We start from the raw sequence: 15501 nt of genomic DNA, 5'->3' as shown, positions 1-15501 counted from the left end.
TATTTTGATAAAATGAGAACGAAAAGCGATACATTTCTGATTGAACAGGAAAAAGAATGGATTAAAATAGGGGAAGGCGTGCGCCCAATGTCATTAAGTTAGCGATATAATTATCTGATTATCAACAATAAACGCTTGTGTATATGAGTTATTTTTTGTATATTTGTTTCAGAATCAAATAGTTATTATCATGAAAAAAAACGCCGGAAAGTATATTGGAACTGATAAGGAAAAGAGTATTTTCGCAGGAAATAGTTTTAAAGTTCAGAATGTTAGAGACAGATTTTACAAGAAACAGGAAGCAATCATTTCACAGCACCATTGTCTTTATGATAAATTTTCTCACTAAAAGTCTTTCGGTTGAGATAGCTAACTTTATTAGTTTCATAAAGTACAATATGCCTGGTGCTTCGATAAATGGTATTACAAAAAGTGCTTTTGTACAGTATCGAAAAAAAATAAAACCTGAAGTATTTAAATCACTTTCAGATAGTTTGATTGAGGAGTTTTATACAGACAATGATGCATCGATAAAGCTCTGGAATGGATTTAGGTTGTTGGCTATTGATGGGTCAAGATTGGTTTTGCCCGATACTCAGGAGTTGGAAAGCATTTATGGCAGGACTAAAAACCAATCTGAAACAGGAGTGGTACAGGCAAGAATATCGGTATTGTACGATGTTTTGAATCGGTTTGTCCTGGATGGTGTTTTAGCTCCACTGTCAACTGGAGAGAGTGTTTTGGCGTTGAATCATTTGGTTTTTGCAAAAGCTAACGACTTGATTATTTACGATAGAGGTTATCCTTCTTTCAATTTGATTTATGAGCATTTTGAAAAAGGAGTAGATTTTCTCATCCGGGTTAAAGCTGATTTTAGTAACCTCACCCGGGAATTTTACCAGAGTGGACTACAGTCAGCTATTGCTCGAATGCAACCTGGAAAGAACATAAAACTGTCGGATAAACCGTATTCGAAGAATGCATTCAAAGAAGTTCGGTTGGTTCGGGTTGAACTACCTGATGGAGAAATAGAAATACTGATAACTTCTTTGTTTGATTCAAAAAAATATCCAGTCTCTTTATTTAAAGAACTGTATTTTTTAAGGTGGGGAGTAGAAACGTTTTATGATGAATTGAAGAACAAGATAAAAATAGAACATTTTTCAGGCTATTCAGAGCATTGTATATTGCAGGATTTTTATGCAGCCTTATTTGTGTCAAACGTTCAGAGTTTAATCGTTGGAGACATAAATGATGAATTAGCCAAAGAATCAACCAAATATCAATATCAATACAAAGTCAATAGCAATTTATCATACGGCTTTCTCAAAGACAGGATAATTTTACTGTTTTTCTCGGAAAAGGATATGAACGAAATAGTATCAGAACTCAAAGCGTTGTTTAAAAAACACACGATACCAATACGACCAAATAGAAGATTTGAAAGAGATACTGACAAATACAGAAAAAGAGGTAAACCGAAGTTGCTGAAAAACAATAAAAATACTTTCTGATGGCCTTAACTTAATGACATTGGGCGTGCGCCGCCAGATCATGGGTTACGACGGACAGGTAATGATGGTTAAGGTTTGGTTTCAGAAAGGCGCCGAAGGATATATGCACGAACATTTTCATTCGCAATGCTCATATGTGGCAAGTGGGAAGTTTCAGGTTACGGTGAATGGTAAAATGAAAGTTTTAAGCGGGGGTGATGGCTTTTATGTTGAACCGGATCAGCTTCATGGTCTTATTTGTTTGGAAGAAGGCGTTGTGGTCGATTTTTTTAGCCCGATGCGGACTGATTTCCTTCAAACTGAAGCTTAGCCTGATGATATCTACTATTGCATGCGACGAAGTGCATTATATTTTTTGTTGATTGGCGTTGCATTATTCTGGAGTGTTCCAATAGATGCCGGTCCTCCTTTCCGAACGGATGATCCTGTCCCTGTTCCATTCCGGCATGGGGAAGTCTATTTGTTCTCCTCGGGCGTGTTTGATGCTTCGGGATTGAATGGCATAGGCCCGGCGTTTGAATTCAATTATGGAATTCTTCCCAATGTGCAATTCCATATGGTGGCGCCACTGGCGTTTACCGTTCCTAAACAGGGATCGTCCTATTTGGGTTATGGAGATACAGAGATAGGAATTAAATATCGTTTTGTTAGCCAGTCTGCCATGACTCCGGATATTGCTACATTTCCTCTTATAGAAATACCTACCGGAAATGCTGCCCGGCATCTGGGCAATGGGAAACCTCAGCTTTATTTACCTATCTGGTTGCAAAAAGACTTTGGCAAATGGACTGTTTACGGAGGTGGAGGCTATTGGATTAATCCTGGTATCGACAATAAAAACTGGCAATTCTACGGCTTGTTGCTTCAATACAATTTTACCGGTTCTTTTTTCCTGGGTGCTGAACTGTTTCATCAGACTCCGTCTTCTGTGGATACACCTGCCAATACTGGTCTGCATGTTGGGGGAGGCATTCCTGTTGCCCGGAACACTCAAATCCTTTTTTCTACTGATCTTGGCAATGGCCTTACTGCCTATAAACATTTTGCTTATTATTTGGGGTTATACCATACATTCTGAATGCCGGTAACGTGGATAGATGAATGCAAAGCAATATCTTTGCATTCTTTTTAGCGGTTTCAGCATCGGGGATTGAGGATGTCCCGGAATTGTCATATCAATAAATCAGCGTTGTAATGAGTTTGCAAGAAGATATTTTTCATCGTACGGAGTTATTACTTGGAGCAAAGGCAATGGCCTGTTTAGCCGAAAAGAAAGTAATCATTTTTGGTATTGGCGGAGTGGGAAGCTGGTGCGCGGAGGCGTTGATCCGCAGTGGCATTATATATCTGACGATTGTGGACAGCGATCGTGTAGATGTGACGAATGTCAACCGGCAATTGCATGCAACTACCGAGACTCTCGGGGAATTAAAGACGGAGGTGTTTAAACAGCGTTTATTGAGTATTAATCCTGATGCGCAAATCACCGCTATAGCCAACCGCTATAATGCATCCACCTCTGCTTCGTTTGCGCTGAATTCATATGATGTTATTATTGATGCAATTGATAGCCTCGAGGATAAAATGCATCTGATTCTGGAAGCGACACACACTTCGGCTCTGTTTTTTTCTTCGATGGGAGCTGCCTGGAGACTGGATCCGACGCGTGTCAGGGTTGCTGAGTTTTGGAAGGTGCAAGGGTGTCCTCTTGCGTCTTCTTTGCGTACGCGGTTCCGTAAGCAATCTCTTTTCCCTGAGAAAAAATTTCTGGCAGTTTACAGTGATGAGCATGTTATCGGGCCGAAAGATAAAATAACAAACGAGGCTAATTCTGCTTTAAAACCTGCCCATCGTGAAAATGGATCGGTCGTTTATGTGACCGCTGTTTTTGGATTTACCATTGCCAGTCTGGTAGTCAAAACATTAATGTCATCAGTCTAAAGGCAGGAATCAGTAGACTAAAGTCGAAGGTTTAAAGTCAAACAACGGGTTGAAAGTTTAAGGTGTAAAATTGAAAGTGTAAAAAAACAACAGGTCGAAAGTCTAAAGACAATCTGTTATGGGAATTTTGGATCAACTGGATTGCTGATTTCCAGAGTTCAATAATTCTTCTTATAACTTCCTTAACTTCTCATCTTCCATTATCTTCAGATTTTCATTGTCAATTTTCAATTGAATGCGTCTTCCCGTAACTTTTTTAACTTCCAGATTGTCATTGCTGTCTACGTATCTCTCAAAATATTCTTTCCATCTTTTTAGCTGAATCAAAAATTAGTCTTACCTTTGCCGGTGCATTGGTTCGCCGACGGTGCATTCGTGCCGGGCGATGAAAAGGGAATCAGGTGAAATTCCTGGACAGTCCCGCTACTGTAAGTCCTATGCAACGTTTCAACACAATCTTTAGCCACTATTTCCGAGAAATGGGAAGGCTGTTTGAAACGAGGATAAGTCAGGAGACCTGCCATGCAAATAAACAGGTAAAGCTTTCGAGGAAAGAGCTTCTAACCAAATGAGAATCTGCAAGGCTTCCATTTGATTTTGCATTCCCGTGAAAGCTGTTTGAATGTCAAACAGTTTTTTTTATGTCATTTTATTTGCATTTTGACCGCAGTAAGCTTTCTGTGTTGCATCATAGCACAAGAAAGATCATGTTATTTGTGTGCCTTTCGCTTGGTATATGCTCTTTAAAGGCGCAAAAAGACAGTGTGCATGTGATGAAGGAAGTCACCGTCACAGCAATACCGCTGCCTCACCTGGCAAATACAAGTGTACCTGTACAAACATTTAATGCCGCCAATATTGCCGGTATGGATGCGCTGCAATTGTCAGACGTGGTTAAACATTTTGCAGGCGTTACCGTAAAAGATTACGGAGGCATCGGAGGATTAAAGACTGTTTCAATCCGGGGATTGGGGCCAACGCATACGGCGGTCAGTTATGACGGACAATTGATGAGTGACGCCCAAAACGGAGAAATCGATTTGGGTAAACTATCTCTGAGCCATGTACAGGAAATCTCATTAGCCAACGGAGATGACGAAGATGTGCTGGAAAGCGCCAGAGCTTTCGCTGCGGCAGGATTATTGTCGGTGGTGACAAAGAGGCCTCATCTGGATTCATTGCATTGCATTAAGGGAGAAGCTGCTTTTCAGACCGGTTCTTTTGGATGGGAGCATCCTACTTTTTGGATGGGCAATCGCCTGAGCCGTCATCTTTCTTCAACCCTGTTCCTGGAGTCCCAATATGCCAATGGCCGTTATCCTTTTACAATTCATAACGGGGATTCCATTCAACATCTTCAACGGACGAATGATGATGTGCATCTATACCACGGAGAAGCCAATTTGTTTTATATCCCGGATTCGTGCCATCGGTTGACTGCCAAGATATTTGCTTCCAACGGAGTTCGCGGATTACCCGGCGCTGTTATTTTCTATAATCCTTATGCAGCCCAGGGGCAACGGCTTTATGATCAGGATTATTTTGTGCAAGCCCGGTTTGTATCTATATTATCAACGCAAAGTAGTTACGCCCTGGGAGCAAAAGCCGAAAACAGCTATTCGCGTTATGTGGACCCTTATTTTTTGAATGCTGCCGGAGGACTTGATAATCGCTTTCGTCAGCAGGAATATGATTTGTCGGGAGCATATGCCCGGACATGGAGTCGCTTGCTGAATCTCTCCTTAGCCAGCGATTTTGTCTATAATCATTTGAATGCTAATCTGGCGCAATTTGCACAGCCAAGTCGTTTTTCTTCCTATACTTCGGTGAAAGAGCGGCTTCATCTGAACTCCTTTCATGCAGAAGCGGCCTTGTTATCTACGTATATTGCCGACCGGGTTGCGTTGGGAAGTGAATCTCCCCATCATTTCCGTTTGTCGCCGATGCTTAGTGTCAGTGCAGAACCTTTTCAGATTGCACATTGGCAGTGGAGGGCGTTTTATAAAGAGACATTCCGTATGCCCACATTCAATGAACTCTATTATACCGGTATTGGGAATACGCGTCTGAAGCCTGAGGTAGCGCAGCAATTGAATGTTGGTACGTCGTACTGGACATCGGGACAGGCTGGTTATTTATCCGTTTCTCTTGATGGATATTACAACCGAGTGCTTAATAAGATTGTAGCAGTGCCTTCGGGCAACCTGTTTATTTGGTCGATGTTGAATTTAGGATTGGTTTCGATTCACGGGATGGATTTGTCGTGCCGTAGCGAAATTCGTCTGACCGGTACTATTCATGCCACTTTTGAAGGAAGCTATAGCTATCAGTCCGCTTTAGACAAGACTAATGCAGAGACTTCTACCTATAACGAACAGATTGCCTACACTCCCCGGCAATCCGGATCGGGGACAATCGGTATTGAGATGCCATGGGTCAATGTCTCCTATAATATTTTATGTTCCGGGATGCGTTATGATTTGAGCCATTCTCCTCTGGCGGGATATAGCGAAAGCAGCATGGCTGTGTGGCGTTCATTTCAATTACACCGCGTTGCCCTTAAGGTGAAAGGAGAAATATTGAACCTGCTGAATGAGCAATATGCGGTGGTCAAAAACTATCCGATGCCGGGACGTTCATGGCGTGCAACTATTGGGATAACTTTTTAGCTTTAATATAATCATTATTCAATCAATCATTTAATTAATTGCAGTATGAGACAAAAGAACGCTTTTTTTCTTGTTTTGACAATGTTGTTTGCTGTGTTGGTCAGCTCATGTTCAACTAATGATCCGACAAATTCCGGCACTATTGTTCAAAGTGCCCAATCCATTTATGTGTTAAATCAGGGGACAATGAACCAGGACAATTCGACGCTCACTATGTATAATTTGTCAAATGAAACAGCTACCACCGACTGGTTCAATACGCAGAACGGGAAAGGCCTGGGTGATACGGGCAATGATATGGCCATTTATGGCGGTAAGATTTATATTGTGATGAATGTTTCGAGCTATGTTGAGGTGACCGATTTGCAAGGACATGAATTAAAACAGATTCCTTTATTTAACGGAACAGTGGCGCGGGAGCCGCGTGAAATCGCTTTTTACCAGAACAAAGCCTATGTCTGCTCCTTTGATAGCACGGTAGCCCGCATCGATACTTCTACTCTTTCCGTAGATGCAATTACAAAGGCAGGTTCCAACCCTGATGGTATCTGTGCAATAGATGGGAAACTCTATGTCTCAAATTCAGGCGGATTGAATTATCCTAATTATTCCAATACCGTTTCGGTGATTGATATTCCTACTTTTACGCAAACAAAAACAATTACGGTTGTAACCAATCCCTATCTTTTAAAAACAGGCTCTGACGGAAAAGTTTACCTCTTATCGCATGGAAACTATGGTTCTATATCAGGTGCAATACAACAGATTGACCCAACAACCGATGCTGTTACGCAGACCTATTCAAACTCGGAAGCGGTCGATTTTGCATTGAATGGGACGAAGCTTTATTATTGCAATTTTGATTATTCAACCATGCAATCATCTGTCAAAGTGATGGATCTTACTACCGGAACTTCAACTGATTTTATTACGGACGGGACATCCATTCCCCTGGCTGCCGGCATCGCTGTAGATGCAGCTACAGGGAATGTCTATGTGGCATCATCTGCAGCTGATTATGTTTCCGATGGTACAATCTATTGTTTCGATTCAACAGGGAAAAAACTATTCAGTTTCACTACCGGAGTGAATCCCTGGAAAATGGTTTTTGTCCGATAATTTTTTGTTTAGTGTAGGCGGTTGTGTTGTTGGGAAACAAGCTTCTGTCCATCAAAGATATTCTTTGATGTGCTTAAGAGCCTTCGTCATGATGTGGAGTTGACGAGGGCTTTTTTTAGTTAAAGAAGAAGATTCAGGAAGTTGAGAAGTTAAGAAAGAACTGAAGAATTGGTAAAGCAGGGATGTGATGGAATATTCTGTTCTACGAAGATTTCAGGACTACGTTCCTAAGATTGAGGGATAGAAGGACTGACGGATTGAGGAAAGAATCAAGAGCCGAAAGTCAAAGGGCAACAACGGGTTGAACGTTTAAGGTGTAAAGTGTAAGGGCAACAAGGCGAAAGTCTAAAGTCAATCTGTTATGGAAATTTTGACGTAGAGAGACCTCAAAGGTTTTTAAAACCTTTGAGGTCTGCAACAAACTACCTACCAACTACTAGACTACTTAGGTTGTTTTCTTCTGATCTTCCCGATTTCTCATCTTCTTTAACTTTGGGACTTCTTTCATTTCTGATTTTCAGTTTTTGCTTTTTTATGATAAAAACCAAAGAAAACATGTTCAACAACGCTTTTTGGTATGGCAATTCATATGGAGAGCAGCAAAAAATAGTGTAATTTTGTATCTCTTTCAGGCGTAATTTTTAAATGAGGCCTGCATTTGTATCATGCAACTATCATTATTGATTTATCTAATAGTAAGCTTATGGAAGCACCCAATCTGACAGATCAGATTCAGGAGGTTACATTTGAATCCCCTTCGGATGTAATTATTAATCATATTAAAGGATTACTTGATTCAGGAGAGTTAAAACCCGGGAATCGTTTGCCGGCAGAACGAAAACTGGCAGAACAGTTTGGTGTTGGTCGTGCATATGTGCGCGAGGCCATTCAGAAGCTCGAAATGTATGGCATTGTGAAAACATTGCCTCAAAGCGGAACCTATATTGCCGGATTGGAAATAACTGCCCTGGAGGGATTGCTCTCCGAAGTGCTGAAGTTGGATGATTATGACTTCTTTTCATTGGTTGAAACCCGGTTGATTCTTGAAATTAATGCTGCCCGTTTGTGTGCATTGCGGCGCACACAGGAAGATCTTGCTAAATTGGAAGAAGCCCTGGATGTTTATTTAAGAAAGGCACAGTCGGGGCCTTCTGCCGTAGAAGAAGACCTGATGTTGCACCGGACTATTGCAGACGGAAGCCATAATAAGGTCATCAAATCGCTTATGCTGATTATTACCCCTGATATTATGCGCAATTATCATGCATTCCGTGTGTGCCAGACGATTGAGAATGTTGCCGTGAAAGAGCATGTCTTATTGGTTGATGCCATTAAACGGCAGGATGTGAAAGCGGCTACAGATATTATGCGCACCCACCTTAAAGGGATTATGGACTACGCGGCTACCACCATCAACCGCACAAAGGGAGAGGTTGAAACCGTATAACACTCCCTTCAATAGCCAAAAACGGGAAGTTGCCGGAAGTTATAACATTCACTTTTTCAATTTCTAGCATCTCCTGTTCCCCATCTACTGGGTAAGATGTCAGAGCTATGCTCCTCTCTTATATGATGGAATATTCTGTCCCAGGAAGGTTGCAGGACTACATCCCTTTTTTATTTTCTGATCTTCGCCTCCCTGCAATGTTTTCATTATCGATTATCCATTGCATCTGATATAATACTATACTGCATTTTCAGTATGGATTCTATCATTTCCTGATTACAAAAGAAGCTTTTTTTTGCTCCATTTTACATTTTCTATACCCAGTTAATATGCTGCTATTTTATCCTGTTTTTATGTGGTTAATATACAATGATATATGAGGTGTCCAATAATGCATAGTTAATATGCAATCCGTATCCTCTTTTGCATCATTAATCCATTTTATTATGTTACTTAGCAAGAGTTCTTTGATAAACAGAACAGGATTCCCGGGATATTACATGTGCCTTCAGCAAAACGGTATCATTACGCTACCAGGGAGTATCGTTTCTTTGATAATGCAGGAAAGAAGGCAAACCGCAGGAAGATGTCTTGTATCTTATGAAATTCGCTGATAACAGAAGGAATATGCATGATTCCTTATAGATTCGGCGGAAAATAAAAGCAATGTGCTCTGTTTCCTGTGAAATCCGCGGAAAGCATAAAGAATATATCTTATTCCTTATAGAATCCGCGGAAAGCATATGTAATTCGATCTATTCCATATACTATCGGCGAAAAGCACAAGGAATACATATTATTCCTTATAGAATCGGCGGATAGCATAAAGAATATATCTTATACCATATAGAATCCGCGGAAAGCATATGTAATTTGATCTGTTCCATATACTATCGGCGAAAAGCATAAGGAATACATATTATTCCTTGTAGAATCGGCGGAAAGCATAAAGAATATATCTTATTCCTTATAGAATCCGCGGAAAGCATATGTAATTCGATCTATTCCATATACTATCGGCGAAAAGCACAAGGAATACATATTATTCCTTATAGAATCGGCGGATAACATAAAGAACAGACATTATTCCATATAGAATCCGCGGAAAGCATATGTAATTTGATCTATCCCATATACTATCCGCGGAAAGAAGAAGGAATCCATCCTGTACAACATTATACAGACAATATGCAGGTTATATTTTGAAAGATAGTACATAGCTAAAACAAGGACAGCGTTTCTATATATCCATTATTATTCATCTAAATCTCAATGCGTATGAAAAAAGTAAGAGCTCTTTTTGATTTTGTCAAATTTCCTGTTCCGGTAAAGATTGCATTTTACAACAACGTGGTTGAAAAACTCACCGGAAATACCAAGTTCCCGGAACCTGATGTTCTCCTCGCTGAAGCCAAAACAAAGGTGGATAAGTTAAATACTACCTACCTGGCATCCAAAGACGGGAGTCATACGGCAATCTCGGCCATGTACGATGCCGAAGAAGTAGTTGATCATGATCTCCGCCTTACGGCGGCTTATGTCAACCGGATTGCCAATGGAGACGAAACGGCTATCCTGAGTGCCGGGTTTCACACTTCAAAACAGCCCGCTTCCATTCAAAAGCCGGTTTTGGCAGCCATTGACGGTGATAACTCAGGTGCTATCAATTTGGTGGCAAAGGCAATACCCAAATCCCGCGCTTACATTTGGCAAATGGCAAAGGACAAACTGCCCGAGACGGAAGCAGGATGGGGAATTGTGGGATACAGCACCCAGGCTTACCTCCAGTTAACCGAACTGACAGTGGCTACGAGGTATTACTTCAGGGTGGCTGCCATTACGCCAACCGGCAATACCGACTATACTCCTGCCGTAATGAAATTGGTAGTGTAGGAAAGAACAGAAAGAAAATAAAAAGATAAGAACGCACGAATTTCTTTCTGATCTTGCTGTTTTACTGACCGGATGACACTAAGTCATCCGGTCAGTTTCATTTCAGTCCTTTAATCCATTTCTTCCCCTGTTTTCTTCCTTTTTTTACCCCCAAAAACGCCTCATTCCGCTACAAAAGTGGAAGACTTAAGGTATAAAAGCTATTATTTTTGACATAAAACACTGTTATTTAGTTATCTGTGTAATATTAATATTCTTAAAACTAAGGTCTTTTCTTGTTGCAATTTGGTAGCATTCCGATTTTTTTCATATTACTTTGAATGGAGCAATGAAATAAATTGTTGATGTAATGAAGAGAACATTCCTTCATGACACCAAACAGAAGAATTGATTTCCTATTGCTCTTTCCTACACTGCTCACCCGATATAAAAGATAGAAAAAGAGCCATATACAGAGCATGGATCCATCTGAATTATTGAAATTGGGAATGGAATAGATGCTTCCTAAGATAAACGACAAAAAAGCAGAGACTTGCTCTTTTTACGCCGAAAAAACAGCCTGTTTTGTATTAAAACCTTCCTTTTTTTCGTGCTGTCAAGTTTTATTTAAAACGGGCATTTGCAGAGTCTTGATAATTAAAGAGATAAAATGGTTAAAATACGTAATGTCAAGTTCGTGTTTGTGGGAATATCGTATTTCCTATTTCTCTTTTGTGTAACTTTAGCAAGAGCAAGGAATAAATTGCAAGAGAAATATTTCATTAGGGTATAAAAATAAAGATTTGTATCAATAGAGAGTTCATCATGATCTATGCCAACATTAAAGATCAAAAGGCGTTCTATAAACGAGCATGTTGACAACAATGAATCGATTCATGCAAGAACCAAATATATACATGTTGTATGTCTATGGCAAGAAACACCAACTTTGATATTCAGGAAAGCGATCATTTTTAGCAAGAAGTTTTAAGTGATCGATTTGAGGATAAAGTATTTAATTGTTTTATATTCTCATAATATGGATACTCCATTAACCAACCATTCCTGCAGGCGCTGTTTGCTACTGCTCTTTGTATTCAATAGCCTGGTGATCTGGAGCCAGGTGGAGTTGCGGGGCAAAGTCGTAACCCCAAACCACCAGGGCGTTGATTTCGCAGAGATCGACCTGTTGAAAGACAGCACCTTTGTCAAACAGGCCCTGTCCGATACTTCTGGAGTCTTCTCAATCGTAGTCCGGAAAGGAAAATATGACATGCAGGTCAGGCAATGGGGAAAGCTATTGAAAGACACCACGCTACTATTGGAGCACAATGTCAATATAGGCAACATATTCATAGACCCCACCCAAATGCTGCACGAAGTAGTGGTGGAAGGGAAAAAGAGAGTATTCGAACAAAAGGTAGACCGGTTGGTATTCAATGTGGAGAATGACCGTTTCAGCAAAGGACTGAATGGACTGGAAGTACTTGCCCGTACACCCCGTCTTGAAGTAAGTCCCGATGGCGCCCTGCAGATGATTGGGAAAGGCAATGTAGTAGTCATGATTAACGGACGCATCCTGCACATGCCGGAAGAAGAGATTGCCGCCCGTTTGCGTTCGTTGCAAGCTGAAGATATTGCAAGGATTGAAGTGATCCCCCTGCCACCAGCCAAATACAGCGCCGAAGGGAACAGCGGCTTCATTAATATTGTGCTGAAGAAAGATCCCTCCCTGGGTTTGCAAGGTACAGTGAACGGAAGTGCGTTTGATAATGAACAAACTTCCGTATTAGGCGGAGTCAATCTCAACTACCGGTCAAAGAAATTTGAAATGATGACCGGGTTAAACTATAATGGCATCAAAGGCATTAATGACGATAACGCCACGTATGATTTTGCAAACAGCACCATCCAGTCTGACGAACATAGACTATTCAACTTGGGGATGTATTCTTTCAACAGCATCCTGCAATATCAACTGACCTCGAAGATAGACGTGGGAGCCACTATAGACTATAGCCTCTGGAAAACTACGGGAACCAACACCTGCCACAGTTCCTATTTCAATAAAATCACAGGCACGATGGACTCCACCATCAATACCCTCTCTTCCGACCGTGCCCCCATACATGACTTTGCCCTCTCCGCCTATTGCGATTACACCATTGATACGCTGGGCAAGAAAGTAAGCCTTACCTATAACCATTCATCCAATATCAATCCATCCAGCAGTGATCTTACCTCCACAATAGATAACACATCAAGGCAATACGAAGAAGGGCTGTCGACCTACGGGAGGAACTTTTACCTGATCAATTCGGCCATGGCCGATGTCACCCTACCCTACAAATGGGCGGATGTAGAGACCGGATTAAGTTTTGTCGGGATCAATAACAACAGCAATGTGACCCTCTATGATGTTACCGGAGGAGAAAAAGAAATCGACGCCTCCGGAACCAATACATTCAAATACAACGAAAACACTTCGGCAGCATACCTCTCCGCCAACCGGAATCTTAACAAGCGATGGACGATGAAGGCAGGGCTACGTTATGAATATACCCATGTGACCGGTTATTCCCCCACCACCGGTTTGCGAACCACATCATCATACGGAAAACTCTTCCCCACGGTTTTCGTGCTCTACAACCCGAACGACAAAAACTCCATCTCGCTGTCGTATGCCCGTCGGATAGAACGCCCGAGCTTCTATGACCTGAACCCCTTCCGCTATTACTCCACTGTGAATTCCTATGCATCCGGGAATGCATACCTGTTGCCGCAACTGTCAAACAATATCGAAATCGACTATTCCCTTAACAACAAACTCAACATCAACCTGTGGGATTACCAACTGCTCAAAGCAATTGATTATGTATCGCAATTCAACAGCCAGAATGTAGAGAGCACAACGGCACAGAACCTGTACAACATGAATAAGATAGGCATCTACGCCAACTATACCCTGGATCTGTTCAATTGGTGGAACCTGTTTTGCGACGGTACGCTCTACTATTGCGAAAGCAAATCCTACCGGCCGGAACTGCAGGCAGTGAATCAATACGGTTATGGATCTTCCGCAAGCATACGCAGCGACTTTGTCATGAACAAACAGAAAACCCTCCTGGGAGAGATCAGCTACAACCAGTTTTTTCCCTCAATAGATGGAATGACAGATACCAGGGCTTTTGCATTTCTCAGTGCAAGTCTCAGGTATTCCATGCTCAATGACAACCTGAAATTTGCCATTCACGCATCAGATATTTTACGACAGAACTTTAATAATACCGAACGCCGTTACGCAACCTATGTTTTTATCAACAAACTTAATTTTCATGCACGCGATGTGTTCGTATCCGTTACCTATTCCTTTGGGAACAAAAGGGTAGCCAGTGTGTATCGTGAATCGAAAAATAAGGCTTTGGAAAGAGCAGGGAAATAAAGGAGTAGTAAAATACCCGGATTCAAAATACTTTATGACAAATCTATCGAACTACCTTATATTATACCATTCAAGGCAAACTCAGTAGAACTGAGATGAAAAAAATAATGGCAGGAAGTGAATTTGGAACAAGAGATAATTGTCTTCTAAATTGTGATCCAAATTGCAATGTAGAACATAACTGTCAATCTAGAAATGCTGGCACTCCTAATCAATTTTGTACCTCAGTATCTTAATGTAAATTTGGGGAGAATATATTCTCCCCAAATAAAATCATTTACATATATGTATAAATATTTAATTCCCCCAATCATTTTGCTTTTTTGTATGATGAATGTTTTCGCCAGAAATACATCTATTATCATGCACGGAATGGTAAATTCGGACTCAGGTACAGTAACATTAATACCGGTTGGTGATGATATATTTTATCCGGATAAAAATAGTCCTAGTGCTAGCCAAGTCATAAACAAAAGATTTGCTTTTACTAATAATGCCACATATCCTCTTGCATTTCGATTAGGATTAAAAAAAGAGTCCAGATTAATATACATATCTGACATCTTCTTTGTTTGCCCCGGAGTTCAGAATGTTTTGTGTAATAAAGATTCAATATGGGAAATTCCGAAAATCAATAACTCCTGCATGACAGAATATACAACTTCTTTCAAGAATGCATCCCATGAAGTAGAAGCTGGATATAATAAAGTAAATGAAGAACATTCGCGTCTATCTGCTGAATTTAAATCTAAGATTCCTCAAGATATGATATTTCACATTCAAAAAGAATATAATGTATTGATACATAAGAAAGATTCTGTCCTTTTTCAGTATACCAAAATCCATCCAAATTCATATGTGGCATTATGGGAATTGGTTGATCGATTTACAATAGATGGTTATAAATCAATTTATGATTCTATCTATGTTCACCTGTCGTCTAAGATTAAAAATACATATACTGGGGAAATACTGGCTCAGAAATTACATGCAGCAAGTGTTACTTGTATAGGTAGTATTTTCCCTAAATTATTGATTTCAGATTCAAAGAAACAGGTTTTGTTTAATCCTAAAGCTGCTCATAAAAAATATACATTAATTGATTTCTGGTTTAGTCATTGCGGTGCTTGTATCGGACAATTTAATGATCTGAAAAATATTTATGCCTTGTATGACAATAAAGGATTTATGATTGTTGGCATCTCCATAGATGATAAAGACAATATAAATAATTGGAGAGCTATAATCGACAAATATCACCTTCCCTGGAAACAATATTTGGACTTTAACGGAAGAGAATGCCATAAACTAAGTATTGAAGTGTTCCCATCGAACTTCCTGCTCAATGAACAAGGAAAGATTATTGCAAAAAGTATCTCTCCGAATGAACTATCCAAATTTTTAAAGACGCATCTTCCATAGAACATGTTTGTCTGAAGGAAAACACGAATCCGAAACTCTGTTAGAATAGCGTACCATCAATTCAAATTTCATTAG

The 15501-nt window shown here is 40.4% G+C and carries 10 protein-coding genes and 1 riboswitch; all 10 genes read left to right on the top strand.

Going from position 1 to position 15501, the window contains the following annotated elements; translation table 11 throughout:
- The first annotated feature begins 269 nt into the window (after positions 1-269).
- The 10 genes from FHX64_RS06080 to FHX64_RS06035 all read left to right on the top strand — a co-directional run bounded on the left by FHX64_RS06080 (position 270) and on the right by FHX64_RS06035 (position 15426).
- Entirely contained in the window at positions 270-1514 is a 1245-nt protein-coding gene (locus FHX64_RS06080; protein WP_183411901.1) for an IS4 family transposase, read from the top strand.
- 13 nt (positions 1515-1527) lie between these two features.
- On the top strand, positions 1528-1824 hold the full coding sequence (locus FHX64_RS06075) for a cupin domain-containing protein (protein ID WP_183412903.1): 297 nt from the start codon (positions 1528-1530) through the stop codon (positions 1822-1824).
- A gap of 21 nt (positions 1825-1845) precedes the next feature.
- On the top strand, positions 1846-2592 hold the full coding sequence (locus FHX64_RS06070) for a hypothetical protein (protein WP_183412902.1): 747 nt from the start codon (positions 1846-1848) through the stop codon (positions 2590-2592).
- A gap of 116 nt (positions 2593-2708) precedes the next feature.
- Complete coding sequence (locus FHX64_RS06065) at positions 2709-3455, top strand: tRNA threonylcarbamoyladenosine dehydratase (RefSeq protein WP_183412901.1); 747 nt, start codon at positions 2709-2711, stop codon at positions 3453-3455.
- 336 nt (positions 3456-3791) lie between these two features.
- Positions 3792-3994, top strand: a riboswitch (cobalamin riboswitch).
- 102 nt (positions 3995-4096) lie between these two features.
- Positions 4097-6124 carry a TonB-dependent receptor plug domain-containing protein gene (locus tag FHX64_RS06060; RefSeq protein ID WP_183412900.1) on the top strand — a complete coding sequence of 676 codons (2028 nt, stop codon included), beginning with the start codon at positions 4097-4099 and terminating at the stop codon, positions 6122-6124.
- A gap of 45 nt (positions 6125-6169) precedes the next feature.
- A complete protein-coding gene (locus FHX64_RS06055) occupies positions 6170-7243 on the top strand; it encodes a YncE family protein (RefSeq protein WP_183412899.1) in 1074 nt (357 codons plus the stop codon).
- Positions 7244-7946: 703 nt separating this feature from the next.
- On the top strand, positions 7947-8690 hold the full coding sequence (locus FHX64_RS06050; protein WP_183412898.1) for a FadR/GntR family transcriptional regulator: 744 nt from the start codon (positions 7947-7949) through the stop codon (positions 8688-8690).
- A 1278-nt stretch (positions 8691-9968) separates the two neighbouring features.
- On the top strand, positions 9969-10583 hold the full coding sequence (locus FHX64_RS06045) for a hypothetical protein (RefSeq protein ID WP_183412897.1): 615 nt from the start codon (positions 9969-9971) through the stop codon (positions 10581-10583).
- Positions 10584-11601: 1018 nt separating this feature from the next.
- On the top strand, positions 11602-14004 hold the full coding sequence (locus FHX64_RS06040) for an outer membrane beta-barrel family protein (protein WP_183412896.1): 2403 nt from the start codon (positions 11602-11604) through the stop codon (positions 14002-14004).
- A 285-nt stretch (positions 14005-14289) separates the two neighbouring features.
- Positions 14290-15426: a peroxiredoxin family protein gene (locus FHX64_RS06035; RefSeq protein ID WP_183412895.1), complete on the top strand. Its 1137-nt coding sequence runs from the start codon at positions 14290-14292 to the stop codon at positions 15424-15426.
- The last annotated feature ends 75 nt before the right edge of the window (positions 15427-15501 follow it).

It is taken from the genome of Microbacter margulisiae, assembly GCF_014192515.1.
Classification (GTDB): Bacteria; Bacteroidota; Bacteroidia; order Bacteroidales; family Paludibacteraceae; genus Microbacter; species Microbacter margulisiae.
The sequence above is the reverse complement of the archived record's forward strand: the minus strand, read 5'-3'. Positions and strand labels throughout refer to the sequence as shown.

Coding starts and splice junctions, on each gene's coding strand:
- FHX64_RS06080 (WP_183411901.1), top strand. CDS start 270: ATGTTAGAGACAGATTTTACAAGAAACAGGAAGCAATCATTTCACAGC.
- FHX64_RS06075 (WP_183412903.1), top strand. CDS start 1,528: ATGACATTGGGCGTGCGCCGCCAGATCATGGGTTACGACGGACAGGTA.
- FHX64_RS06070 (WP_183412902.1), top strand. CDS start 1,846: ATGCGACGAAGTGCATTATATTTTTTGTTGATTGGCGTTGCATTATTC.
- FHX64_RS06065 (WP_183412901.1), top strand. CDS start 2,709: ATGAGTTTGCAAGAAGATATTTTTCATCGTACGGAGTTATTACTTGGA.
- FHX64_RS06060 (WP_183412900.1), top strand. CDS start 4,097: ATGTCATTTTATTTGCATTTTGACCGCAGTAAGCTTTCTGTGTTGCAT.
- FHX64_RS06055 (WP_183412899.1), top strand. CDS start 6,170: ATGAGACAAAAGAACGCTTTTTTTCTTGTTTTGACAATGTTGTTTGCT.
- FHX64_RS06050 (WP_183412898.1), top strand. CDS start 7,947: ATGGAAGCACCCAATCTGACAGATCAGATTCAGGAGGTTACATTTGAA.
- FHX64_RS06045 (WP_183412897.1), top strand. CDS start 9,969: ATGAAAAAAGTAAGAGCTCTTTTTGATTTTGTCAAATTTCCTGTTCCG.
- FHX64_RS06040 (WP_183412896.1), top strand. CDS start 11,602: ATGGATACTCCATTAACCAACCATTCCTGCAGGCGCTGTTTGCTACTG.
- FHX64_RS06035 (WP_183412895.1), top strand. CDS start 14,290: ATGTATAAATATTTAATTCCCCCAATCATTTTGCTTTTTTGTATGATG.